Below are 22,771 nucleotides of genomic sequence, written 5' to 3'. Positions count from 1 at the left end.
CCCGGCAGGCCGTCAGCCGAAACGGCCGGTGATATAATCGCGCGTCCGGGTATCGACCGGATTGGTGAAGATCTGGTCGGTCGTGCCTTCCTCGACGAGAACACCAAGGTGGAAGAAGGCAGTGCGCTGCGACACGCGCGCCGCCTGCTGCATCGAGTGAGTGACGATGACGATGGTGAAGTTCTGCTTCAGTTCGTCGATCAGCTCCTCGATCTTGGCAGTGGCGATCGGGTCGAGCGCCGAGCAAGGCTCGTCCATCAGGATCACCTCCGGCGACACCGCGATGGCGCGGGCGATGCACAGGCGCTGCTGCTGGCCGCCGGACAGGCCGGTTCCCGATTCCTGCAGGCGGTCCTTGACCTCGTTCCACAGGCTCGCCTTCGTCAGTGCGGTCTCGACGACCTCGTCCAGTTCGGACTTGCTCTTCACCAGGCCATGGATGCGCGGGCCGTAGGCAACGTTCTCGTAGATCGACTTCGGAAACGGGTTCGGCTTCTGGAACACCATGCCGACACGGGCGCGCAGCTGGACGACGTCGAGGCTGCGATCGTAGATATCCCTCTCGTCGATCCGGATGTCGCCGGTGACACGGCAGATCGAGATCGTGTCGTTCATCCGGTTGATGCAGCGCAGGAAAGTCGACTTTCCGCAGCCCGACGGTCCGATGAAGGCCATGACCGAGCGCTCGGGGATGTCGACATTGACGTCCTTGATGGCGTGCTTTTCGCCATAGAAGACATTGACGTTGCGGCCCGTGATCTTCGGGTGCACCGCCGCCGCCGGAACGGCGGACGTGGCCGCCGTCGTCTCGAAGCTGGGAAGCGAGTTCATCGACGTGATCCTTTTGTCGTGGGCGTCCGGACTGTCACCAGCGGCGCTCGAACCTCTTGCGGAGAATAATGGCGAGCGCGTTCATCAGCATCAGGAAAACGAGCAAGACGATGATGGCTGCGGCGGTCTTGCTAACGAAGGCGGCCTCGGGGAAGTCGGCCCACATGAACACCTGAACCGGCAAGACGGTCGCCGCATCCGAAACGCCCTTGGGCACGTCGACGACGAAGGCCACCATGCCGATGAGGAGGAGCGGCGCGGTCTCGCCGAGAGCCGAGGCCATGCCGAGGATCGTACCGGTGAGAATACCGGGCATGGCGAGCGGCAGCACGTGGTGGAACACGGCCTGCTGGTGCGAAGCACCGACGCCGAGGGCGGCCTCGCGAATGGAGGGCGGCACGGCGCGGATGGCGGCGCGCGCGGCAATGATGATCACCGGAAGCGTCATCAGGGCGAGGACCACGCCGCCGACCACGGGCGCGGACCGCGGCATGCCGAAGACATTGAGGAAGACCGCCAGCCCGAGCAGGCCGAAGATGATCGACGGTACGGCCGCGAGATTGTTGATGTTGACCTCGATGATCTCGGTCAGACGGTTTTTCGGCGCGAACTCCTCAAGATAGATGGCCGCGGCCACGCCGATGGGAAAGCTCAGCAAGAGGGTGATGGCAAGGGTCATGAAGGAGCCGACGACCGCCACCCAGACGCCCGCCAGTTCGGCTTCGCGCGACGCGCCGCCGAAGAAGAATTCACGCGAGAGGCGCTGTTCGATCAGGCCGCGCGCCTTGAGGGATTCGAGATAGGCGATCTCGCGGTCGCCGATGCGCCGGTTGGCCTCCGGCTGGACGATGCGGAGGATTTCCCAGTCGCCGGCCTTGGCCACGTCGGTATTGCGCGGCGGCAAGAGTACCTGGCCGACGGCATTGGCGCTTTGGACCGACGTGAGCTTGATGACACCGCCATTGATGCGGATGAGATAGCTGGACAGGGCATTGTCCAGCGCCTCAGCCCGGTCGGCGCCCGTGATCCGCGCATCGAGGGCGGCAATGCCCTGGCGCAGCTGTTCGATCTCCGAGCGCGTCGCAGCAACCTGACGGGCTTCCTGTTCGACCCGGCCCTGAAGGCGAGCACGATCGGCTTCGGCAACAGTCGCAAGGCCCCGCTGAAGCGCGCCTGCATCCCGCTCCAGGGCTACGAGGACCCGTTCCTTGCCGGCGAGATCGCCACGAAGCCGCGTCGCCTTCTCGACAAGCTGGGCTTTGACCGCAGCCAGGAGCGGCGCGAAATTGTTGACCGTGGAGGAGAGCTGCACCTGGCCGGACGTGCCGGATACGCCCAGTTCGCCCGCGCCCCTGGTCACTTCGACCGGTGATACCAGACCCTTGAGATAGAGGTCGGAATTCGCCTGCAACGGCACATAGATCTGGCGAGTCGTGCCGATCGTGGAGGGGTCGGAGACAACCTCGTTGCGAACCATCGACGGCGCGCCCGACGACATGATGGAGCCCAGCGCGCGGCGGGATGCCCGATCGGTGACCGACGGGAAATAGCTCCGCAGAGACTGATTGACCAGGGCATCAAAATTGGCGGCCCCGACGGCACGGGTGAGGTCCGCTCCTGTGGCATTCTGCGGATTGAGCTCTTCCCGCTTCAGTTCCACGTCCAGCTTCAGATAATGCTGGGTGAAGGCAGGAAGGGACTGTCCGACGATCGTCGACAGGAAGAGCACGAGGAAACCGGCGGCGATCGCGAGGGCACTGATCCCCATCGCCTGGAAGATGAACTCCCCGCGATAGCGGGCCTTGAGCCGTTTCTGGGCCGCGTCATTGGTGTGCAGATCGGTGGCGATCCGAGGCAGCGAGGCGTCAGTCATACTGTTCCCGATACTTGTTGACGACGCGCAGGGCGACGAGATTGAGCGACAGGGTGATGACGAAGAGCGAGAGGCCGAGACCGAAGGCGGCCAGCGTCTTCGGGCTGTCGAATTCCTGGTCGCCGGTCAAAAGCGTCCCGATCTGCACGGTAATGGTCGTCACGGCCTCCAGCGGGTTGAGGGTCAGGTTGGCAGCCATGCCGGCCGCCATGACGACGATCATCGTCTCGCCCATGGCGCGTGACACCGCGAGCACCAGGGCCGAGACAATACCGGGAAGCGCCGCTGGCAGGACCACGCGCCGGATCGTCTCCGACTTGGTGGCACCGAGGCCCGCCGAGCCGTCGCGCAGTGACTGGGGGACGGCACTGATGACGTCATCGGACAGCGAGGATACAAACGGCACGATCATGATGCCCATGACGACGCCGGCGGCAAGCGCGCTCTCCGAAGATACGTCAAGACCCATGGCCTGGCCGCTATTGCGGATGAAGGGGGCGACGGTGAGCGCGGCGAAGAAGCCGTAGACCACCGTCGGGATGCCGGCGAGCAGTTCCAGGACCGGCTTGCCGACTGCGCGCACCTGGGGGGAGGCGTAGTCGGACAGGTAGATGGCCGCCAGGATGCCGAGCGGTGCGGCCACCATCATGGCAATGAAGGTGATCAGCAGGGTCCCGGTCAGCAGCGGGATGAAGCCGAAAGCGGCGGTGCCGCCGACCTGGTCTGCGCGGAACGCCATCTGCTGAGGCGTCCACGTCGTCCCGAACAGGAAATCGAGGGGGCTCACCATGGTGAAGAAGCGCAGCGATTCGAACAGCAGCGACATGACAATGCCGACTGTCGTCAGGATCGCGACCGTCGCCGACCCCGCCAGGAAGACCTTGACCGCGGTCTCGACCCGGTGCCGGGCGCGGAAGTTCACGGCGATCGCGTTCCAGCCAAAATAGAACCCGGCCGCGCCGAGGGCGATCATGAGCGTGACCATCCCGATCAGCGACATGCGGCTGGTCGACTGATAGGCAGCTGCCGCCTCTTCGCGGAAGGCGTCGCGCACGCCCGGCATTCCGCCGCCGGCGATGGCCTGGATGTCGCGCCAGAAGCCGTCGAGCTGCGCGGCACTGAACTCGGCCAGTTGCGGCGCAAACTGGGAAAGCATCATCGGCCGCAGCAGATAAGGACTGATCAGCGACCAGAGTACCAGGACGGCGAAGGCCGGACCCGCGGCCATCAGGACCATCCACCAGCCATGATAGCTCGGCAGGGAATGGAGCGCGCTGAACTGGGTTCCGGAGACGGCGACGGCGCGGCTCCGGCCCATGACGAAACAGATGACTGCAACCGCGAGGACGAGGCCGAACAGGGTCAGGAACATCAGAGCCTTCCTTACGCGATCGAAGCAGGCCGGATCATCCGGCGGAGGGGTCCGGCCGGAGCCGGACCCCCAGAAGCCTTATCAACCGGCGATCAGAGACCCGCCATCGAAGTGGCAGCGGCGACAGCGGCACGGAAGCGTGCACGATCGGCGGCCGGGCTCGGAACGAGACCCTTCCTCTCAAGATAGCCGTCTTCGCCCATGGCCTGCTCCGAGGCATATTCGTTGAAGAAGTCCTGCAGGCCCGGAACGGTGCCGATATGGTTCTTCTTCAGGTAGACGAACATGGACCGGGCCATCGGCCACTTGCCGTTCTGGATGGCCTCGACCGAAGGCTCATGACCACCGATGACGGCGCCCTGGATCTTGTCCTGGTTCTCTTCGAGGTTGGCGTAGCCGAAGATGCCGAAGGCCGTCGGGTTGGCGACAAGGCGCTGGACGATGATGTTGTCGTTCTCGCCGCCCTCGATGAAGGCGCCGTCAGCGCGGATCTGCTGACATTCACGGCTGCCAATCTGAACGTTCCGACGCTTGGCATGCTCTCGGCACCCACCAAGAAGTGCCATCTCGTTGAACGAATCGCGGGTGCCCGACGTCGGCGGCGGCCCGATGACCTCGATCTTCACGTTCGGCAGGTTCGGCGCGATATCCGACCAGTTCTTGTGCGGGTTGTCGACGAGCTGGCCCTGGGCGTTCGGGACCTTGGCGGCGAGGGCGAGATAGATCTGCTCGAGGGTGAGCTGCACCTTCGGACCCGCCTTGGCGTTGGCAAAGACGATGCCGTCGAAGCCGATCTGCAGCTCGACGATATCGACGCCATTGGTCTTGCAGGTGTTGAACTCGTTCTGCGTGATGCGGCGCGAGGCATTGGTGATGTCGGGCGTGTTCAGGCCAACGCCGGCGCAGAACAGACGCATGCCGCCGCCGGTGCCGGTCGACTCGACGATCGGGGCGCGGCCGCCGCGCTGCGAGAAGCGCTCGGCCACCGTGGTGGTGAAGGGGAACACGGTCGAGGAACCGGTGATCTGGATGCGGTCGCGGGCCTGGGCATTCGCCGGCGCCGTGGCGAGAACGGTGCCGCCGATCGCGACGACCGCGGCAGAGAGGAAGAGAGAGAACTTCACAGGATGCTCCTGTCCTTGGAGGGACCTCGTCCAGCGCTTCTGTGCGCAGGGTCGGACAAGGGATGCAGCCTTTGGATAGGGCCGCTGCGCGATACTTCTATGACCACTGCTTGACAGAAAAATGAAATTCTATGCCCTGCGATATCAGTTACTTAGCGCATAATCATCCAATTTGTCGCAAAGACTGGACGACTCCGTCCAAACCTCCGTGCAAGGCATTGCTCGGCTGCGCCGCGACCGGCTGCCACGACTGCCCGGGGCCGTCTATAGTGTGACTCCATCAGGGTTTTGCGAGCGCATGCGCCTCTATGATCGTCCTTACCTCATTCTCGCCGCCACGACATTGATCTGGGCCGGCAATGCCATCGCCAGCCGTCTGGCGATCGGCCATGTGTCACCCATGATGCTGACGACGCTGCGCTGGGTGGGGACCCTGTCGCTGATGATCGCCATTGCCGGTCCGGCCTTCCTGCGGGAATGGCCGCAGATTCGCGCCCACTGGAAATGGCTGGCCATCCTCGGCGTCGTCGGCTTCACCGGCTTCAATGCCCTCTTCTATCTCGCCGCCCTCTACACCACCGCCGTCAATATCGGCATCATCCAGGGCTCGATCCCGGTCATGGTTCTGGCCGGCGCCTATCTCGTCCATCGCACCGCCGTCACCGCCCTGCAGGCCATCGGCATCGTCGTGACCATTGCCGGCATTGCGCTCCTGGCGGCGCGGGGCGACCTCGCCGTGCTGACCGGTCTTGCCTTCAATTTCGGCGATGTCCTGATGCTGGTCGCCTGCCTGGGCTATGCCGCCTATACGGTCGCCCTGCGCAACCGACCCGCCATCTCCCCGCGCCCCTTCTTCATGGCGCTGGCGCTGGTGGCCCTCATCTCGTCGCTGCCGCTGCTTGCCGCCGAGGTGGCCCATGGCACGGCGCAATGGCCGGACCTCAACGGCTGGCTCATCATTCTCTACGTCGCGGTGTTGCCGGGCTTCGTCGCCCAGCTCTTCTTCATGCGCGGCGTCGAGCTGATCGGGCCGGGCCGGGCGGGTCTCTGGGTCAATCTCGTGCCGGTCTGGGCGGCCATTCTCGGGCCGCTGATCCTCGGCGAGATCTTCGCCTGGTATCATGCCGTGGCGCTGCTGCTGGTGCTCGGCGGGATCGCCATAGCCGAGAGCGGCAAGCGCTGATTCAGCGTACGGCGTAGCGCATGTAGCCATTGAGGATCTGGCCGATCCAGGCGAGGCCGATGCCGAAGGCCACTGCCAAGGCGGCGCCGGCGGCGACCCGACTGGCATTGCCGCCCTCGAACAGTGCGGCGCCCCTGAGCGCCGGCCAGACGACCCAGAGCACCATGCCGGGGCCGACGAGGCCGAAGAGCGTGCCGAACCCGGCCCCTTTGACGATGCCCTGGCGGCCCCAGCGGTCCCAGATCAGGATGAAGAGCAGGCCCCAGAGCCCGCCGATGATCGCCGGCTGGGTGAGGCCCGGCAGGGTCGCCGGCAACGGCGCGCGCATCGGGAAGAGCTGGACTGCGGCCATTCCGATCTGGCCCATCAGCCAGACGGCCCCCTGCAGGGCGAGGATCACGGCCAGCGCCCCGACCACGAAGCCGAAGGACAGACGAGCGAGGACGTACATGGGCGGGTTCCGGCGAATCGGGACGGCTGAGTGTAGCGCAGGCCGGGGCAGGCGGGACCTGGATTGGGCCCGGGCGATCGATCGTGAAGGAAGGCCCCACCCTCACCCTCCCCGCTGCGCGGGGAGGGGGGCTTCAGCCGCTCAAGTTCGTTTCGCACCTTGCGCCAGGCTCGACCGGGCAGGCCGGGCGCGACGCGGTAGGCCCCCTTCCCTCGCGGCAGCGAGGGGAGGGTAAGGGTGGGGCCAATGACGGCGCGCGATGCCGGTCAGAACGCCAGGCGGCGGGCGCGCTTCACCTGCGGGATCTCGTGGATCTTCGCCAGGAGATCGTCGGAGATGCGCTCGTCCACCGCCACGAAGCAGATGGCGTCGCCGCCGGGCTTGTCGCGACCGAGGTTGAAGGTGGCGATATTGACACCGGCATCGCCCAGCAGCGAGCCGAAGCGGCCGATGAAGCCCGGCTTGTCGTCGTTGCGCACGTAGAGCATGTGCGGGGCGAATTCCGCGTCCATCGCGATGGCGCGGATCTCGACGATGCGCGGCTTGCCGTCGGCGAGCACCGTGCCGGCGGCGTGCCGCGGCATGTCCTCGGCCTCGACCGTGATCATGATGCGGCTCTCTAGATTGCCGCCCGGCGCCTCGCGCTTCACCTCGTCAACCGTGATGCCCTTGTCGTTGGCGATACCAACGGCATTGACCATGTTGATGTCGGACAGGAAGGGCCGGAGCACGCCCGTCACCGCCGCGGCGGTCAGCGGACGCACGTTGAGGTCGGCAACCTTACCCTCATATTCGATGCGAATGCCCTTGATCGGGGCTTCCGTGAGCTGGCCGAGGAAGGAACCGAGCTTCTCGGCGAGCGCCACGAAGGGCCTGAGCTTCGGCGCATCCTCCGCCGAGATCGATGGAAAGTTCACCGCATTGGTGATGGCGCCCGACAGGAGATAGTCCGACATCTGCTCGGCCACCTGCAGGGCGACGTTTTCCTGGGCCTCGGTCGTGGCGGCGCCGAGATGCGGTGTGCAGATGACGTTGGGATGGCCGAAGAGCGGATTGGCGGTCGCCGGCTCCTCGGCGAAGACATCGAAGGCCGCGCCCGCCACATGGCCGGCATCGAGCGCATCGCGCAGAGCCCGCTCGTCGACCAGGCCGCCACGGGCGCAGTTGATGATGCGAACGCCCTTCTTCGTCTTGGCCAGCGCCTCGCGGGAGAGGACGTTCTTGGTCTGCGCCGTCATCGGCACATGCAGCGTGATGAAGTCGGCGCGGCGCAGCAACTCATCCAGCTCCACCTTCTCCACGCCGATGGACACGGCCCGCTCGGGCGAGAGGTAGGGATCGAAAGCGATGACCTTCATCTTCAGGCCGAGGGCCCGGTCGGCGACGATGGAGCCGATATTGCCGCAGCCGATGATGCCGAGCGTCTTCGAGGTCAGCTCGACACCCATATACTTGTTCTTCTCCCACTGTCCCGCCTGGGTCGTGCGGTCGGCGTCCGGGATCTGGCGGGCGATGGCGAACATCATCGCGATGGCGTGCTCGGCGGTCGTGATCGAATTGCCGAAGGGCGTGTTCATCACAATGACGCCCCGGGAGGTCGCGTTGGGGATGTCGACATTGTCGACGCCGATGCCGGCGCGGCCGATCACCTTCAGATTTGTGGCATGGGCCAGGATCGCCGGCGTCACCTTGGTGGCCGAGCGGATGGCGAGGCCGTCATAGTCGCCGATGATGGCGGCGAGCTTGTCCTTGTCCTTGCCGAGGGCCGGCTGGAAATCGACATCGATGCCCCGATCCCGAAAGATCTGGACGGCTGCGGGCGAGAGGGCGTCGGAAATGAGAACGCGGGGTTTGGTCACGGGGTCATGCTCCGCATGCGCCTCTCCTCGGGGGGAGAGGGGGCGCCGTGGGGCGCCAGGTGAATGGGGAAAAGGGCTGAGCGGAGCCCTATGGCTCCGCGTTTCACCCCCGGACGAGCAATAGCGAGGTGAAAGGGGGTCCAGACGCTGAAGGGCGATGCCCGAAAAGCCTGGATCCCCTTCCCTCGCCGCTCACGCGGCAGGCCGGGGATGGCGGTGGGTGCTTACGCCGCCTTCTTCAGTTTCGCCTTCTCGGCGGCGAAGGCATAGGCGATCCAAGGCATCAGCGCCTTGAGATCACGCGCCTGAACGGTCGCGCCGCACCAGATCCTGAGGCCGGGAGGCGCATCGCGGTAATGCCCGAGATCGAGGCCGGCCCCCTCCTTCTCCAGCGCCGCCACCACGCCCTTGGCAAAGGCCGCCTGAGCATCGGCCGGCAGCGCCGTCACGGCCGGGTCGGTGAACTTGAGGCACACCGAGGTGTTGGAGCGGGTCTTCGGCTTGGTGGCCAGGAAGTCGATCCAGTCGTTGTCTTTCACGAATTTTGCGATGACCCGGGTATTGGCATCCGCGCGCTTCACCAGACCGTCGAGGCCGCCGACCTTCTGCGCCCATTTCAGCGCATCGATATAGTCCTCGACGCAGAGCATCGAGGGCGTATTGATGGTCTCCCCTTCAAAAATGCCCTCGATGAGCTTGCCGCCCTTGGTCATGCGGAAGATCTTGGGCAGCGGCCAGGCCGGCTTGTAGCTCTCCAGCCGCTCGACCGCACGGGGCGACAGGATCAGCATGCCGTGGGCCGCCTCGCCGCCGAGCACCTTCTGCCAGGAGAAGGTGACGACATCGAGCTTGTCCCAGTCCAGACGCTGGGCGAAGGCCGCCGAGGTCGCGTCGCAGATGGTCAGGCCCTGGCGATCGGCGGCGATCCAGTCGGCATTGGGAACGCGCACGCCGGAGGTCGTGCCGTTCCAGGTGAAGACGACGTCACGGGTCTTGGTGTCGATCGTCTTGAGGTTCGGCAGCTCGCCATAGGGGGCGGTGATGGTGCGGACATCGGCAAGCTTCAGCTGCTTGACCACGTCGGTGACCCAGCCCTCGCCGAAGCTCTCCCAGGAGACCATGTCGACGCCGCGGACGCCGAGCATCGACCACATGGCCATCTCGACCGCGCCGGTGTCGGAGGCCGGCACGATGCCGATCCGGTAGCTGGCCGGGACCTGCAGCACCTCGCGCGTCAGGTCGATGGCAAGCTTCAGCTTCGCCTTGCCGATCTTGGCGCGGTGCGACCGCCCGAGGGGCGCGTCAGCCAGAGCTTTGAGGGACCAGCCAGGGCGCTTGGCGCAAGGGCCGGACGAAAAGGTATTCACGCGCGGACGCGCAGTCGGGGCGGTTGTCGACATTTGGATCTCCATCCTCACAGATGGGCGTGCCCCGTTGGGGGGGCATGTCCCGCCGACCGGGATAGGCGCATGCGGCCCGGCGGTCAAGGACGATCGAGTCCGTCCAGCGTCCGGGCGCGGTCCGCACCGGCGGGCTGGGGCTCACCGCCGACCCGGCCCGCCACGGTGATGCGCATGGGTGATGGCGATGGCCAATGCATCCGCCGCGTCCATGGTCTTGGGATCGGCCTTGGGCAGGAGGATGCCGATCATCATGTGGATCTGGTTCTTCTCGGCGTGGCCGGCACCCACCACCGACTTCTTGACCTTGTTCGGCTCGTATTCGGCGACGGGCAGGCCCGCCAACGCTGGCACCACCATGGCGATGCCGCGCGCCTGGCCGAGCTTCAGCGTTGCCCCGGCATCCTTGTTGACGAAGGTCTGCTCGACCGCCACCTCCTCCGGCGACCAGGCCGCGAGGACGTCGGATATCCCGCGGTGCAACTGGGCGAGACGCGGCCCGAGCTCGGCCTTGTCGTCCGACGTCACCGTGCCGCAGGCGACGAAGGCGAGGCGGTTGCCGGTGACATCAATGACGCCCCAGCCGGTTCGGCGGAGGCCGGGATCGATGCCGAGAATGCGAATCGTGCCGTTCATGCCGGCAATCTAGCCCATTTGCAGGAGAGCCCCGCGCGGCCGTCAGTTCCCGTCCCTCGGAAATCCCCCTAAGCGGAACAAAAAGCCCGGAAACGCTCCGCCGAAAGCCCCCTGCCTTGGACCTCATCGCCGCCCTCGGCTCTCCCCCGCCGATCGCCGTCCTCGTCGCCGCCTTCTTCGCCGGCACCGTGCGCGGCTATACCGGCTTCGGCTCGGCCATGATCTTCATGCCGGTGGCCGGCGCCTATCTCGGTCCCAAGGCCGCCATCGGCATCATGTCGATCATCGATGCGGTGATGCAGTTCGCCATGCTGCGCTCCACCTGGCGTCATGCCCGCTGGGGCGAGATCGGGCCGCTCTTCGTCGGCTACGTTGTCGGCCTGCCCATCGGCGTCTGGCTGCTGGTCACCATCGACCCGACGCCGGTGCGCTGGGTCACCTCGCTGTCCATCGTGCTGGTGCTGACCATCCTGCTGACGGCCGGTCGTATCGAGCGCTCACCCGGCCTGCCGGCGACGCTGGCGACGGGCACCGTCTCCGGCATCATTTCGGGACTGGCGAGCCTGGGCGGCATGGTGCTGTCGCTGTTCTGGCTGGCGGGGCCGAGCCACAATGCCGGCGTCCGCGGCTCCTCCGTCGCCTTTTTCGTGCCGGCCTCCCTGCTCTCGATGAGCCTCCTGGCCTTCGCCGGCATCTTCACGTCGGAGGTTTTCCGCGTCGCGGCCTGGGCCCTCCTGCCCTATGCGGTTGGCATTGGCCTCGGCGCTCTGCTCTTCGAACGGGCCGACCCGCGCCTCTTCCGGCCCGTCGCCTTCGCGGTGATCGCCATCGCCGCGCTGACGAGCCTGCCGCTGCTCGACCGGATCCTGCGCTAGGGCTGGCGCGCGGCAGGCACGCCGGTCCGGGACAATTCCGGCCGAAGCCTCACCCGCCCATCCTGGCCATGAGCGCGTCGGAGAGCTCGAAGTTGGAATAGACGTTCTGCACGTCGTCGTTCTCGTCGAGATTGTCCATCAAGCGCAGCAGTTTCTCGCCGGTCTCGTCGTCGACGGCGACATTGGTCTGCGGCTTCCATGTCAGGGCCGTCTTGCTCGGCTCGCCGAACTTCGCCTCCAGCGCCTTCGCCACCTCGGCGAGGGCGTCCGCGGCGGTGGTGATCTCGTGGCCGTTCTCGGAGGAGACGACATCCTCGGCGCCCGCCTCGATGGCCGCCTCGAGCATGGCGTCGGGCGAGGCCTTGTCGGCGGAAAACTCGATGCTGCCGACCCGGTCGAACATGAAGGAGACGGCACCGGTCTCGGCAAGGTTGCCGCCCGATTTTGTGAAGTAGGAGCGCACCTCGGAGGCCGTGCGGTTGCGGTTGTCGGTCAGAGCCTCGACGATCACGGCGACGCCGCCGGGGCCATAGCCCTCATAGCGGATCTCGTCGTAATTCTCCGCGTCGCCGGCGGTGGCCTTGTTGATGGCGCGCTGGATCGTGTCCTTGGTCATGTTCTCGGCGCGGGCGGCGAGGATCGCGGCGCGCAGGCGCGGGTTCATGGCCGGGTCCGGCTGGCCCATCTTGGCCGCCACGGTGATCTCGCGCGCCAGCTTGCCGAACAGCTTGGAGCGGGCCGCGTCCTGGCGGCCCTTGCGGTGCATGATGTTCTTGAACTGTGAATGGCCGGCCATATGCCCCTCTCGGCGGTGGACAGCCGGTGCAGGGGCGCAGGCACTCACGCGCCGCGCTGAGCGCCGGCTACAGGTCGGCGCGACTTATAGGCGGGTGGGGCCGCGAAATCCAGCGCGGCCGGCCGCGATCAGCGCCGCGCGCCGAAGGCATTCGCCAGGAGATCGATCTGGCTGGAAATGGCGTTGATCGGCGCCGCGGCCGTTTCTGGCGGCGGGTTGAACAGCAGACGGTCGATATGGACGATCCGCTCCTGCAGCCGCATGGCCTTGCCGATCAGCAGGCCGAGCGCCTCGGGCAGTTCCTCGATGACCGACAGCGGCGTCGGCGCCCCGACCGACGACAGGCGGACCTTGGACTTCTCCTGCGCCGCCTGCTCCTGCGTCAGTTCACCCTCGTTGACGGCGCGTTGCAGCAGCAGCCACGAGGCGAGTTGCATCAGGCGGGTGGTCAGACGCATGCTCTCGGTCGCATAGGCGAGCGCCGCTCCGCGCTCGAGAGCGCGGCTTTCCTCGCGTCCGGGACCATCGAGATAGGCTGCCGTCTCCTCCACGAGGCCCATCCCGTCGCGGAACAGCTCCTTGAAGGCGGGGGAGCTGGCGAGCCGCGCCCCGAAGGCGACGGTCGGCTCGGCGATCGACGAAACGCTCTCATGCGACATCACGCTAAAACTCCTCAGAACCCGTGTGTGCCGCCGTCCTCGCGCCGCGTAAAGCGTTTGCTTAAGGAAAGGTAAACGGCGGCGGAAATGCGGTCTCGGATCTGATTCAGCAAGGCCGGTGCCAGTCCGATCCGTCCCGCAACGGGACAGGGAGCATCCGACGACGATGATGAGACGATGAAAACGCGGCGGTGCCAAGGCTGAAAATGCAGCGCAGGCGGGCGCCCGGAAACAGGGCCGGTCAGCGTAAAAAAAGGCCGCCCGAAGGCGGCCTTGAAGTGGAATACAGGGAGGCGTCAAACAGAGTGGACAGGAGCCACTCGCGTCCAGCGAACTGAACGATTTTCTTGTTAAAGCAGAAAGGTTAACCCCCAGTTAACCCGGTCCGTTGCAGGCGCCGATTCTTCGCGGTGCAGCACAGACGGCGGGAGGTGGCGCGGTGAACCGGGGTACGGCGGCTCGGACTTGACGGGCGGCTGAAAATGCGGTGCGTCGGCAGTCCATCCTGCTGCCTTCCAGACTGTCCGGGGACCCCTCATGCTCGATCTCGACCTCGCCATCCGCGGCGGCACCGTCGTCACGGCTTCCGACACGATCCGCTGCGACGTCGGCATCAAGGACGGCAAGGTGGCCCTGCTCGCCGATACCATCAACGAGGCCGCCCGCACCATCGACGCCTCGGGCCTTCTCGTCATGCCCGGCGGCATCGACAGCCACGTCCATCTCGACCAGCCCTCGGGGCCGGACATCACCATGGCCGACGGCTTCGAGAGCGGCACGCGCTCGGCCGCCGCCGGCGGCAACACCACCATCATCCCCTTCGCCATGCAGGTGAAGGGGGAATCCCTGCGGGCCTGCGTCAGCGACTACCACCGCAAGGCCGAGGGCAAGGCCTATATCGACTACGGTTTCCACCTCGTCGTCTCCGACCCGACGCCGACCGTCCTCAACCAGGAACTGCCGGCGCTCTTCGCCGACGGCTGCACCTCGTTCAAGGTTTTCATGACCTATGACGACCTCGTTCTTTCCGATCGGCAGCTGCTCGAGGTCTTCGAGGTGGCCCGCCGCGAACAGGCGCTGGTGATGGTCCATGCCGAGGGCTACGACAACATCAAGTTCCTGACCGAGCGGCTGGAAGCGGCCGGCAAGACGGCGCCCTACTATCACGGGCCGTCGCGCCCGCAGGTGATCGAGCGCGAGGCCACCCACCGCGCCATCAGCCATGCCGAACTGCTCGACGTGCCGATCATGATCGTCCACGTCTCGGGGCGCGAGGCGATGGAACAGATCCGCTGGGCCCGCCAGCGCGGCCTCAAGGTCTATGCCGAGACCTGCCCGCAATACATCACCCTCACCGAGGACGACATGAAGGGCCTGAACATGGACATGTCGGGCGCCAAATATGTCTGCTCGCCGCCGCCGCGCGATACCGACAGCCAGCAGGCCATCTGGGAAGGGATCAAGCAGGGCGTCTTCCAGACCTTCTCCTCCGACCACTGCCCGTTCTTCTACGACAGCCCGCGCGGCAAGCTCAACGACAAGGGCCGCACCTCGTTCAAATGGGTGCCGAACGGCCTGCCCGGCGTCGAGACGCGCCTGCCGGTGTTCTGGTCGGAGGGCGTCGCCAAGGGACGCATCACCATGAACGAATTCGTGGCGCTCACCTCCACCAACCACGCCAAGCTCTACGGCCTCTATCCGAAGAAGGGCACGATCGCCGTTGGCGCCGATGCCGACATCGTCCTGTGGGATCCGAACCGCAAGGAGACGATCCGCCAGGAGATCCTGCACCACGGGTCGGACTACACCCCCTGGGAGGGCTTCGCTGTCACCGGCTGGCCGGTCATGACCATCGCCCGGGGCAGGACCGTGGTGGAGGACGGCAAGGTCGTCGGCGCCATGGGGGCCGGCACCTTCCTCGCCCGCGACAAGAGCCCCTACGCCCTTCCCGCGGGGGCGTAAGGGCGCTCGCGCCCCGGGGGCGAGATTGGGTCGCAGCGCCGGGCGCCCGGCGCCCTGTCTCACACCGTCAGCACGATCTTGCCGATATGGGTGCTGCCCTCCATCCGGGCATGGGCCTTGGAGGCTTCAGCCAGCGGAAAGGTGGAGTCCATCACCACCTTGACCTTGCCGCTCTCCAGCAATGGCCAGACCTTCGCCTTCAGCGCGTCGGCCAGAGCCGCCTTGAAGGCGATGTCGCGGATGCGCAGCGTCGAGCCTGTGAAAGTGACGCGCTTCAGCATGATCCAGCGGATATCCGCCTTGATCTCCGAGCCGTGCAGGAAAGCGATCTGCACGATGCGCCCGTCGGCCGCGACGCAGTCGAGGTTCTTCTGCACATAGTCGCCGCCGACCATGTCGAGGATGAGATGGGCGCCGCGCTTGGCCGTGATCTCGTTCACCGCGGCGGGGAAATCGGTCGTGCGGTAATTGATCGCATGGTCGGCGCCAAGCGCTCTGGCGGCGGCGCATTTCTCGTCCGAGCCGGCAGTGGTGATCACCGTCGCGCCGAAGGCCTTGGCGAGCTGGATCGCGGTGACGCCGATGCCCGACGTACCGCCATGGATCAGGATGGTCTCACCGGATTTCAGACCGCCGCGGTCGAAGACGTTGGACCAGACCGTGAAGAAGGTCTCGGGGATGCCCGCCGCCTCGACCATCGACAGACCGGCCGGGACCGGCAGCGCATTGCTCTCGTGGACAACGGCATATTCGGCATAGCCGCCGCCGGTCACCAGTGCACAGACCTTGTCGCCCGCCTGGAAACGGGTCACGCCGTCGCCGCAGGCGACGACCTCGCCGGAAAACTCCAGGCCGGGAATGTCGGAGGCGCCCTTCGGCGGCGGATAGCCGCCGGCCCGCTGCAGCACGTCGGGCCGGTTGACGCCGGCCGCGGCGATCCTCACCAGCAGCTCGCCGGCGGCCGGCACGGGCACCGGCCGCGTCTCCGGCACCAGGGCCTCGGGGCCGCCGGGAACGGGAATGGCAATGGCAGTCATGGTCGGGGGAACAGCGGTCATGAGAGCGTCCGGTTTCGACAGCGGGGGGTGAGACGGTGTAGCCTCGCCGGCGAGGCAATGCCAGTCCGCGAGGAGGAGGCCCTGATGTTCGACGACGACCCGAAGCCGCGCCCGAAGCCACCCGCTCATGTGCTGGGACAGGATCTGTCGGCCCTGTCGGTGCACGAACTCGCCGAACGGATCGCCCTGCTGAAGATCGAGATCGCCCGTCTGGAGATGGATATGGGTGCCAAGGAAGCGAGCAAATCAGCCGCTGCCAGCGTCTTCAAGTTCTGACCCGGCGGGAACGGCGCGCGGCATCCCGTCAGCCTCCACGGCAACCTGCACCCGCTCGCCGATCGCCAGGCCCGGCGCACTCCGGCACATGATCCGCGGGCCTTCGTCCAACGTGACGAGGGCGATGCCATAGCCGCCGGGCATGTCCAGTTCGGGCAACGGGGCGCGCAGCACCGTCGTCACCGACCAGACCGTGCCCCCTCCCCCGGACTCGGCCGCGACGATGTCCTGCGCGCCACAGGCGGGGCAGGCCGCACGCTGGAACTGCCAGCCATGTCGGCAGGTGCGGCAGGATTGCAGCATGGGACCGCTCATGCGACGCGCTCCAGGACGAAGCCGGCATGGCTGGAGAAAACCCCGCCATCGGCGTGGCAATAGGCCAGCGGCGCATCTCTCACCTGCCGCTGCCCCGCGGCGCCGCGCATCTGCCGGACGACCTCGACCACATGGGCGAGAAAGCCGGCGACGCCAGGATGGCCATAGGACATCAGCCCGCCATGGAGGTTGAGCGGCAGGGCGCCGTCGCGCGAGAAGCGGCCCTCGCGCGCCGCGGCGCCCGCCTCGCCGGGCTTCGCAAAGCCGAGCACCTCCAGGAAGATGGCGAGGGTCGGCGTGAAACTGTCGTAGAGGCCAAGGAGACGCATGTCCTCCGCCTGGCGCCCGGCCGTCGCGAAGGCCTGGGCGGCGGCGATCTTGGCACCCAGTCCGAGGTCGTCGGGCATTTCAGAGACGTGCTGGTGGGTATGGGCCTCGCCCCAGCCGGCGAGGCGGATGGCCGCCGCGCCCGTCGGCTCAGCCGAGACGATCACCGCCGCGGCGCCGTCGGAGATCGGGCAGCAGTCGAGGAATTTCAGCGGCGTGGCAATCGGTTTCGAGGCGAGAACCTCGGCCACCGTCAGCGGCTTTGTCAATTGCGCGCCCGGATGGGCCGCCGCATGGCGGCGCATCAGCACGGCGAGCTCGGCAAGGTCGGCCTCGCTGGCCCCGGTCTCATGCAGGTAGCGCGCCGCGACAAGAGCATAATAGGCGGGGATGGAGGCTCCCAGCGGCACCTCGTGGACGGGATGGCCGACGCCTGCAAGGATCTTCAGCGCATCGTCGCGGCTCTGACCCGTGAGCCGGTTCTCGCCGCCAACCACCAGCACGTGACGGCAGGCTCCGGCGGCGATCAGGTGCCGGGCGAGAATGATGGCCGCCGCGCCCGTCGCCCCGCCGACCTGGGCCTGATGAGCATGGCGCAGCCGGAGAGAAAGCCGCTCGGCCATGACCGTGCCCATCATCAGATGCGGATAGGTCGTGGCATAGCCCGCAATCAACCCGTCGACGGCCTGACGCGGCAGGCCGGCATCGGCGAGCGCGGCGAGCGCCGCCTCCTCCATCAGTGCGACGGGACCGCGCCCCGGATGCTTGCCGAAGGCCGTGACGGCAATGCCGCTCAGATAGGCCATCGCGCCGGATCAGGCCGGGACGGCTTCCAGCACGATGCGGCCGGCGACCTTGCCCGCTTCCAGATCATGCAGGGCTTGGTTGACCTGGTTCATCGGCCGCGTCTCGATCGGAATGGCCGGCAGCTTCACCTGGCGGACGAGGGCGACGAACTCCTTCAGCTCCTTCAGCGAACCGACATAGGAGCCGCGGATGGAGATGGCGCGCATCGGGATGAAGGGCAGCGGATAGCGCAGTTCGCCGCCGAACAGGCCGACGATGACCAGCTGGCCGCCCTTGCGCAGGCCGTTGATGGCCAGACTCGTCGTGTCTTCAGCCCCGACGAAGTCGAGCGCTGCGGCGAGCCGGCCGCCCGCGAAGGCGGAGAGCTGCTTGGCCGCGTCCGGCGCCGTCGGATCGAGGGTCGCGGCGACGCCGATGCTCTCGGCGATCCTGCGCTTCTCCGGCGAGGGATCGATGGCGATGACCGGCCCCATCCCCAGCGCCTTGAGCAGTTGCAGCGCCGTCTGGCCGAGGCCGCCAATGCCGAAGACGGCGATCTTCTCGCCCTCGCGATGCGGACGGATCTTGTTGACCGCGCTGAACACGGTGACACCGGAGCAGGCATAGGTAGCGGCGAGCGCCGGATCGAGCCCCTCGACATCGACGAGGAACTCCTCGTCGCGCACCAGCACATGGTCGGCGAAGCCGCCGCGCGCCTGCACGCCGAGGAACTGCGGCGTGGCGCAGAGGTTTTCGTCACCGGACTTGCAGAGCGGACAATCGCCGCAACCGATCCAGGTGTGCAGCAGGCGGCGATCGCCCGGCTTCACACTGGTCACTTCAGGGCCTACGGCCTCGACCGTGCCGAGGATTTCGTGGCCGAGGGTGAGGGGCAGCTTCAGGCCGCGGTCCGAAAGGTTCAGCGAACGGCCACCGCCGATATTGTACTTGCCCTCGCGGATGTGCAGGTCCGAGTGGCAGACGCCGCAATGGCTGACCTTCATCAGCACCTCGCGACCCTTTGGCACGGGACGCGCCTCCTCGGTCAGGACCAGCGGATCGCAGGAAACGTTGAGGCGCCAGGAGCGGGTGGTGCGGGCCGGCGAGAATATGTCCATGGCGTGTCCTCGGATGCGGGGCGCGCCCGTTGGTTCGGTCGCCGCCGTTTATGCACCGGAACGCTAGCATGCGAGGACGGGCTGTAAATGTGCCGAAGGGCCGAGACGGCCCTGTGCTGTTCAGACCTTCGGCGTCGAGATGATGCTGACATGGGCGGCGACCACCCGCCAGCCCTCGGGCATGCGCGCCCAGGTCTGCATCTGCCGGCCGATCTTCTCCGTGCCCATGCTCTCCCGGTGGAACAGCGTCGAGGCGGTGGCCGTGTCCTGCCCATAGGTCGTGATCACCGTCCGCATGATCCGGCGTTCCAGACCGACCGGCGAGCGGGCAGACCGGAAAGCGGCGATCTCGCCGAAGCCGTAGAGGTTCTCGCCGATCCCGTAGCGGATCGTGTGGTCCGCCTCCCAGAACAGCGCGTCGAGCGTCGCCACATCGTTGTCAGTCAGCGCTTTCTCGTAGGTGGCGAAGGCGGCGCTCACCTCGGCATGGACGGCGGGGTCGTTGATGATCACGGCAAGGCTCCTGAGGGGGCGCCGCGATCAGGGCAGAGCCGCGACAGCGGGCGCGAGATGGGCGAGGACGGCACCGCCCGACGGATCGGTTGCGGCAACGATGGCGGCCACGGCACAGGCCGTGACAAGGGCCGTGGTGAACAATAGCAGGCGGGGCATGGCACGCTCTCCGGGACTGCGGGACGAACCCGCTGGCGGCGAAAACGGTCCCTGCCTGGGCCGGACTTGCGGACAATTGTCGGGATCATGGTCAACGAAACATGAATCCTGCGGGTCAGTCGAGCCGGGCAATCCTGGCGCCGACCAGGCCGGCCCGCTCCAGATGGCCGGCGACGCGCACCACGATATCCTCCCGCCAGGCCGGCGCGATGATCTGCACGCCGATGGGCAGCGTCTCGCCGGCGGTCCAGACCGGCACGCTCATCACCGGCAGGCCGATGAACGAGAAGGGTTGGGTGAAGAGTCCGAGATTGGCCCGCACCGGCACCCGCTGGCCGTCAAGGTCGAAGGTCTTCTGGCCGAGCGCCGGCGCGCGCGTCGGCGTCGCCGGCGCGATGATCACGTCCACATCCCGGAACAGCGCCCGCATGGCGTCGCGGTATTTGGCGCGGACACGATGGGCAGTGGCGACATGGGCCGCCGGCAGGAGCGCCCCGGCGATGAGACGGTCGCGGGTGTCGGGGTCGAAATCGGCGGCACGGGTCCGCAGCCGGTCGAGATGCAGCGCCCCGCCTTCCGAACAGGTCAGGACGAAGGCGGCGGCCCGCGCCGCGGCGACATGGGGGATCTCCACCACGCCGGCGCCGAGCGCCCCCGCCACCAGGGCCGTGGCGTCCCGCGCCGCCGCCTCCTGCATGCCGTTGAAATAGCCCGTGGCGCGGGCGATCCTCAGGCCGCCGATCCCGGCGCCGACCTCCGGGCCGAGCGGCGGAGCGGGCCGGTCCTGCGAGACCGGGTCGTCGGGATCGTGGCCGCGCATGGCATCGTAGAAGGCGGCGCAATCGGCAGTCGACCGGCCGAGCGGACCCAGATGGTCGAGGCTGGTCACGAAGGGAAAGGAGCGCGCCCGCGACAGCCGCCCGAAGGTCGGCTTCAGCCCGAACAGTCCGCAGAGCGAGGCCGGAACCCGGATCGAGCCGTTGGTGTCGGAGCCGAGCGTCACCGGCACGAAGCCGGCGGCGGCGGCGGCCCCCGAGCCGCCGGACGAGCCGCCGGTCATGCGCATCAGGTCGTGCGGATTGCGCGACGGACCGACATGAGCGTTCTCGCCGGTGAAGTCATAGGCATATTCGCCCATGTTGAGGGCACCAAGGAGGACGGCATCCGCTGCCGCGAGCTTCTCGATCAGCGCCGCATCGCGCGCCGCCGGCGGATGGTCGCGGTTGATCTTCGATCCCGCCAGGGTCGGCAAGCCCACAACGTCGAAGAGGTTCTTCACGGCATAGGGCACGCCCGCCAGGGGGCCGAGCGGCGCGCCGCTGCGCCGCTTCACATCCACCGCATCGGCTTCGGCCAGCGCCCGTTCCGTGGTGACCGCCGTGAAGGCGCCGACCCTGCCGTCATGGGCGGCGATCCGGGCGAGATGCGCCTCGGCCACGGCCCGCGCGGTGAAGGCGCCTGCCTTGACGCCCTCGGCGAGGGCGGCGGCCGTGAACTGGGTCAGGTCCGTCATGTCAGGCCTCGAAAACCGCGGCGGGTTCGTCGTGGTCACCGAGATCGAGCGTCTCGGCGATCCGCACCAGACGCATGGCGATCTGCAGGTTGAGGACGACGCCGGGACGGTAATCCGGAGCGACGGCAAGGCCGAGCATGGAAGCCACCGCGTCAAGATAGCGCTCGGCGGCCTCGGCGGTCAGTTCGCTGGATGGCATCGGTCGCTCCCTGCAGACGACCGCCCGCGCTACCGCCTAAAAAACAGGCAGAAACACCCGCGCGACCGATCTCGGCATCCGGAGAGCAAGTCCGGGGCCAGCCATCGCGGGTGGAGCGGATCAGGCGCCGCGATAGAGGAGGCGGGCGCGGATGGTGCCGGGAAGCTCGCGGATCTGCTCGAGTACGGCCTCCGCATCGGCCACGGCCCCGTCGGCGTCCAGCACCACGTAGCCGATCTCGCCGTCGGTCTGGTAGTACTGCGCGGCGATGTTGATGCTACGCCCGGCAAAGACGTCGTTGAGCCGCCGCAACTCGCCAGGCAGGTTCCGCTGAACCTGGATGAATCGGGTACCGGCGGGGCGCACGGGCAATTGCACCGGCGGGAAATTGACCGCGCCCGACGTCGAGCCGACATCGGAATATTCGATGAACTTGCGCGCCACCTCGGCGCCGATGCGCTCCTGCGCCTCCTCCGTCGAGCCGCCGACATGCGGCGTCAGGATGACGTTGTCGAGGCCTTGCAGCGGGCTGACGAAGGGGTCGGCATTGGAGGACGGCTCGACCGGGAAGACGTCCACCGCGGCACCGCGCAGATGGCCGGACTTCAGCGCCTCAGAGAGAGCCGCGAGATCGAGGATGGTGCCGCGGGCATTGTTGATGAGATAGGCGCCCTTCTTCATCGCCGCGATCTCGCGGGCACCGATCATACCCTGGGTCGCCGGCGTCTCCGGCAGGTGCAGCGAGATGACGTCGGCGCGTCCGAGGAGATCGAACAGGCTCTCGGCCGGCTCGACATTGCCATGGCGCAGCTTGTCCGTGTGGTCGAAATAGATGACCCGCATGCCCATGGCCTCGGCCAGCACGGCGAGTTGCGAACCGATATTGCCGTAGCCGACAATGCCCAGCGTCTTGCCGCGGATCTCGTAGCTGTCGACCGCCGACTTGTCCCACCCGCCGACATGGGCCGCGCCGGATTTCGGGAAGATGCGCCGGAACAGCATGACGATCTCGGCGATGGTCAGTTCTGCCACCGAGCGCGTGTTGGAGAAGGGCGCGTTGAAGACCGGCACGCCGGCCCGGTTGGCGGCGACGAGGTCGACCTGGTTGGTCCCCACGGAAAAGCAGCCGATGGCGATCAGGCGGTCAGCGGCGGCGAGGATCTCGGGGGTGATGTGCGTACGGGAGCGGATGCCGAGCAGATGAACACCGCGGATCGCCTTGGTGAGCGCGGCGGCATCGAGCGCTTTCGGCAGTCGCTGGATACTGGTGTAGCCGGCCTGTTCGAGGACGCCCACCGCCGTGTCGGAAATGCCTTCGAGCAGCAGGATCTTGATGCGGTTCTTGGACAGCGACAGGGCCGCCCGGCGGAGGGTGCCGGTTGCGGCAGATTTCGAGCTGGTGGGCATGAGATGGTCCGTACGCGAGCCTTCAGGCGGACACCGAATGACAGGAACCGCGGAGCCGGGCAAGGGCGTGCGCTGTCAC

The 22,771-nt window shown here is 67.1% G+C and carries 22 protein-coding genes and 2 pseudogenes; 4 read left to right on the top strand and 20 right to left on the bottom strand.

The features are described from left to right. Positions 1–12: 12 nt before the first annotated feature. The 5 genes and pseudogenes from pstB to Q0C57_RS16945 form a co-directional block, all read right to left on the bottom strand. Positions 13–831 carry a phosphate ABC transporter ATP-binding protein PstB gene (gene pstB, locus Q0C57_RS16960; protein WP_296577904.1) on the bottom strand — a complete coding sequence of 273 codons (819 nt, stop codon included), beginning with the start codon at positions 829–831 and terminating at the stop codon, positions 13–15. A 34-nt stretch (positions 832–865) separates the two neighbouring features. Beyond that, positions 866–1,669, bottom strand: a pseudogene (gene pstA, locus Q0C57_RS21160) (phosphate ABC transporter permease PstA); the annotation flags it as partial. Positions 1,670–2,212: 543 nt separating this feature from the next. Next, positions 2,213–2,704 (bottom strand): annotated as a pseudogene (locus tag Q0C57_RS21155) (DUF3333 domain-containing protein); the annotation flags it as partial. Further along, positions 2,697–4,076 carry a phosphate ABC transporter permease subunit PstC gene (gene pstC, locus Q0C57_RS16950; RefSeq protein ID WP_296577901.1) on the bottom strand — a complete coding sequence of 460 codons (1,380 nt, stop codon included), beginning with the start codon at positions 4,074–4,076 and terminating at the stop codon, positions 2,697–2,699. The gene pstC and the pseudogene Q0C57_RS21155, both read right to left, overlap by 8 nt. A 92-nt stretch (positions 4,077–4,168) precedes the next feature. After that, positions 4,169–5,200, bottom strand: a complete 1,032-nt coding sequence (locus Q0C57_RS16945) for a substrate-binding domain-containing protein (protein WP_296577899.1) — start codon at positions 5,198–5,200, stop codon at positions 4,169–4,171. 298 nt (positions 5,201–5,498) lie between these two features. On the opposite strand from Q0C57_RS16945, the gene Q0C57_RS16940 reads away from it, so the two are divergent. After that, on the top strand, positions 5,499–6,383 hold the full coding sequence (locus tag Q0C57_RS16940) for a DMT family transporter (RefSeq protein WP_296577898.1): 885 nt from the start codon (positions 5,499–5,501) through the stop codon (positions 6,381–6,383). Position 6,384: 1 nt separating this feature from the next. On the opposite strand, the gene Q0C57_RS16935 is transcribed toward Q0C57_RS16940, so the two are convergent. The 4 genes from Q0C57_RS16935 to ruvC form a co-directional block, all read right to left on the bottom strand. Next, positions 6,385–6,834 carry a hypothetical protein gene (locus Q0C57_RS16935; RefSeq protein WP_296577896.1) on the bottom strand — a complete coding sequence of 150 codons (450 nt, stop codon included), beginning with the start codon at positions 6,832–6,834 and terminating at the stop codon, positions 6,385–6,387. A gap of 266 nt (positions 6,835–7,100) precedes the next feature. Continuing rightward, positions 7,101–8,693 (bottom strand): phosphoglycerate dehydrogenase, encoded by a 1,593-nt coding sequence (gene serA, locus Q0C57_RS16930; RefSeq protein ID WP_296577894.1) that lies wholly within the window; start codon positions 8,691–8,693, stop codon positions 7,101–7,103. Positions 8,694–8,917: 224 nt separating this feature from the next. Next, positions 8,918–10,093 carry a phosphoserine transaminase gene (locus Q0C57_RS16925; RefSeq protein ID WP_296577893.1) on the bottom strand — a complete coding sequence of 392 codons (1,176 nt, stop codon included), beginning with the start codon at positions 10,091–10,093 and terminating at the stop codon, positions 8,918–8,920. A gap of 141 nt (positions 10,094–10,234) precedes the next feature. Continuing rightward, on the bottom strand, positions 10,235–10,729 hold the full coding sequence (ruvC, locus tag Q0C57_RS16920) for a crossover junction endodeoxyribonuclease RuvC (protein WP_296577891.1): 495 nt from the start codon (positions 10,727–10,729) through the stop codon (positions 10,235–10,237). Positions 10,730–10,845: 116 nt separating this feature from the next. On the opposite strand from ruvC, the gene Q0C57_RS16915 reads away from it, so the two are divergent. Next, positions 10,846–11,604, top strand: a complete 759-nt coding sequence (locus Q0C57_RS16915; RefSeq protein ID WP_296577889.1) for a sulfite exporter TauE/SafE family protein — start codon at positions 10,846–10,848, stop codon at positions 11,602–11,604. Between the two features lie 49 nt (positions 11,605–11,653). Here Q0C57_RS16915 and Q0C57_RS16910 read toward each other — a convergent pair whose 3' ends face one another. Together Q0C57_RS16910 and Q0C57_RS16905 are read right to left on the bottom strand one after the other, a co-directional pair. Next, positions 11,654–12,400: a YebC/PmpR family DNA-binding transcriptional regulator gene (locus tag Q0C57_RS16910; RefSeq protein WP_296577887.1), complete on the bottom strand. Its 747-nt coding sequence runs from the start codon at positions 12,398–12,400 to the stop codon at positions 11,654–11,656. A gap of 128 nt (positions 12,401–12,528) precedes the next feature. Further along, positions 12,529–13,059, bottom strand: a complete 531-nt coding sequence (locus tag Q0C57_RS16905; RefSeq protein ID WP_296577885.1) for a DUF1465 family protein — start codon at positions 13,057–13,059, stop codon at positions 12,529–12,531. Positions 13,060–13,596: 537 nt separating this feature from the next. Here Q0C57_RS16905 and hydA point away from each other — a divergent pair. After that, complete coding sequence (gene hydA / locus Q0C57_RS16900; protein ID WP_296577883.1) at positions 13,597–15,021, top strand: dihydropyrimidinase; 1,425 nt, start codon at positions 13,597–13,599, stop codon at positions 15,019–15,021. A gap of 59 nt (positions 15,022–15,080) precedes the next feature. Here the strand turns inward: hydA and Q0C57_RS16895 are convergent, their stop codons facing one another. Further along, positions 15,081–16,079, bottom strand: a complete 999-nt coding sequence (locus Q0C57_RS16895) for an NAD(P)H-quinone oxidoreductase (RefSeq protein WP_296577881.1) — start codon at positions 16,077–16,079, stop codon at positions 15,081–15,083. Positions 16,080–16,163: 84 nt separating this feature from the next. Between Q0C57_RS16895 and Q0C57_RS16890 the strand changes: the two genes are divergently transcribed. Then, a complete protein-coding gene (locus tag Q0C57_RS16890) occupies positions 16,164–16,355 on the top strand; it encodes a DUF1192 domain-containing protein (RefSeq protein ID WP_296577879.1) in 192 nt (63 codons plus the stop codon). On the opposite strand, the gene Q0C57_RS16885 is transcribed toward Q0C57_RS16890, so the two are convergent. The 8 genes from Q0C57_RS16885 to serA (Q0C57_RS16850) all read right to left on the bottom strand — a co-directional run bounded on the left by Q0C57_RS16885 (position 16,326) and on the right by serA (Q0C57_RS16850) (position 22,692). Further along, the gene (locus Q0C57_RS16885; RefSeq protein ID WP_296577877.1) at positions 16,326–16,670 is read right to left on the bottom strand and encodes an OB-fold domain-containing protein; all 345 of its coding nucleotides are present in this window, start codon (positions 16,668–16,670) and stop codon (positions 16,326–16,328) included. The genes Q0C57_RS16890 and Q0C57_RS16885 overlap by 30 nt on opposite strands. After that, positions 16,667–17,803 (bottom strand): thiolase family protein, encoded by a 1,137-nt coding sequence (locus tag Q0C57_RS16880; protein ID WP_296577875.1) that lies wholly within the window; start codon positions 17,801–17,803, stop codon positions 16,667–16,669. Before Q0C57_RS16880 ends, Q0C57_RS16885 begins: the two co-directional genes overlap by 4 nt. A gap of 9 nt (positions 17,804–17,812) precedes the next feature. After that, complete coding sequence (locus Q0C57_RS16875) at positions 17,813–18,901, bottom strand: alcohol dehydrogenase (protein WP_296577873.1); 1,089 nt, start codon at positions 18,899–18,901, stop codon at positions 17,813–17,815. Positions 18,902–19,021: 120 nt separating this feature from the next. Further along, positions 19,022–19,414: an oxalurate catabolism protein HpxZ gene (gene hpxZ / locus Q0C57_RS16870; RefSeq protein WP_296577871.1), complete on the bottom strand. Its 393-nt coding sequence runs from the start codon at positions 19,412–19,414 to the stop codon at positions 19,022–19,024. 27 nt (positions 19,415–19,441) lie between these two features. Continuing rightward, entirely contained in the window at positions 19,442–19,573 is a 132-nt protein-coding gene (locus Q0C57_RS16865; protein WP_296577869.1) for a hypothetical protein, read from the bottom strand. 115 nt (positions 19,574–19,688) lie between these two features. Next, a complete protein-coding gene (locus Q0C57_RS16860) occupies positions 19,689–21,086 on the bottom strand; it encodes an AtzE family amidohydrolase (protein ID WP_296577867.1) in 1,398 nt (465 codons plus the stop codon). Between the two features lies 1 nt (position 21,087). Next, positions 21,088–21,285 (bottom strand): DUF4089 domain-containing protein, encoded by a 198-nt coding sequence (locus Q0C57_RS16855; RefSeq protein ID WP_296577865.1) that lies wholly within the window; start codon positions 21,283–21,285, stop codon positions 21,088–21,090. 120 nt (positions 21,286–21,405) lie between these two features. Beyond that, positions 21,406–22,692: a phosphoglycerate dehydrogenase gene (serA, locus tag Q0C57_RS16850; protein ID WP_296577863.1), complete on the bottom strand. Its 1,287-nt coding sequence runs from the start codon at positions 22,690–22,692 to the stop codon at positions 21,406–21,408. Positions 22,693–22,771 lie beyond the last annotated feature (79 nt).

The organism is Phreatobacter sp., assembly GCF_022843985.1.
Taxonomy (GTDB): Bacteria; Pseudomonadota; Alphaproteobacteria; order Rhizobiales; family Phreatobacteraceae; genus Phreatobacter.
Note: the sequence above shows the minus strand (reverse complement) of the source record. Positions and strands in the feature narration are given on the sequence as shown.

Bases quoted from the DNA above. Each gene is read 5' to 3' on its own strand.
- Q0C57_RS16905 (WP_296577885.1), bottom strand. From the start codon at position 13,059: ATGTCGCATGAGAGCGTTTCGTCGATCGCCGAGCCGACCGTCGCCTTC.
- Q0C57_RS16885 (WP_296577877.1), bottom strand. From the start codon at position 16,670: ATGAGCGGTCCCATGCTGCAATCCTGCCGCACCTGCCGACATGGCTGG.
- Q0C57_RS16890 (WP_296577879.1), top strand. From the start codon at position 16,164: ATGTTCGACGACGACCCGAAGCCGCGCCCGAAGCCACCCGCTCATGTG.
- Q0C57_RS16935 (WP_296577896.1), bottom strand. From the start codon at position 6,834: ATGTACGTCCTCGCTCGTCTGTCCTTCGGCTTCGTGGTCGGGGCGCTG.
- Q0C57_RS16875 (WP_296577873.1), bottom strand. From the start codon at position 18,901: ATGGACATATTCTCGCCGGCCCGCACCACCCGCTCCTGGCGCCTCAAC.
- Q0C57_RS16925 (WP_296577893.1), bottom strand. From the start codon at position 10,093: ATGTCGACAACCGCCCCGACTGCGCGTCCGCGCGTGAATACCTTTTCG.
- ruvC (WP_296577891.1), bottom strand. From the start codon at position 10,729: ATGAACGGCACGATTCGCATTCTCGGCATCGATCCCGGCCTCCGCCGA.
- serA (WP_296577863.1), bottom strand. From the start codon at position 22,692: ATGCCCACCAGCTCGAAATCTGCCGCAACCGGCACCCTCCGCCGGGCG.
- Q0C57_RS16895 (WP_296577881.1), bottom strand. From the start codon at position 16,079: ATGACCGCTGTTCCCCCGACCATGACTGCCATTGCCATTCCCGTTCCC.
- hydA (WP_296577883.1), top strand. From the start codon at position 13,597: ATGCTCGATCTCGACCTCGCCATCCGCGGCGGCACCGTCGTCACGGCT.
- pstC (WP_296577901.1), bottom strand. From the start codon at position 4,076: ATGTTCCTGACCCTGTTCGGCCTCGTCCTCGCGGTTGCAGTCATCTGT.
- Q0C57_RS16910 (WP_296577887.1), bottom strand. From the start codon at position 12,400: ATGGCCGGCCATTCACAGTTCAAGAACATCATGCACCGCAAGGGCCGC.
- Q0C57_RS16855 (WP_296577865.1), bottom strand. From the start codon at position 21,285: ATGCCATCCAGCGAACTGACCGCCGAGGCCGCCGAGCGCTATCTTGAC.
- Q0C57_RS16860 (WP_296577867.1), bottom strand. From the start codon at position 21,086: ATGACGGACCTGACCCAGTTCACGGCCGCCGCCCTCGCCGAGGGCGTC.
- Q0C57_RS16880 (WP_296577875.1), bottom strand. From the start codon at position 17,803: ATGGCCTATCTGAGCGGCATTGCCGTCACGGCCTTCGGCAAGCATCCG.
- pstB (WP_296577904.1), bottom strand. From the start codon at position 831: ATGAACTCGCTTCCCAGCTTCGAGACGACGGCGGCCACGTCCGCCGTT.
- Q0C57_RS16940 (WP_296577898.1), top strand. From the start codon at position 5,499: ATGCGCCTCTATGATCGTCCTTACCTCATTCTCGCCGCCACGACATTG.
- Q0C57_RS16865 (WP_296577869.1), bottom strand. From the start codon at position 19,573: ATGCCCCGCCTGCTATTGTTCACCACGGCCCTTGTCACGGCCTGTGCC.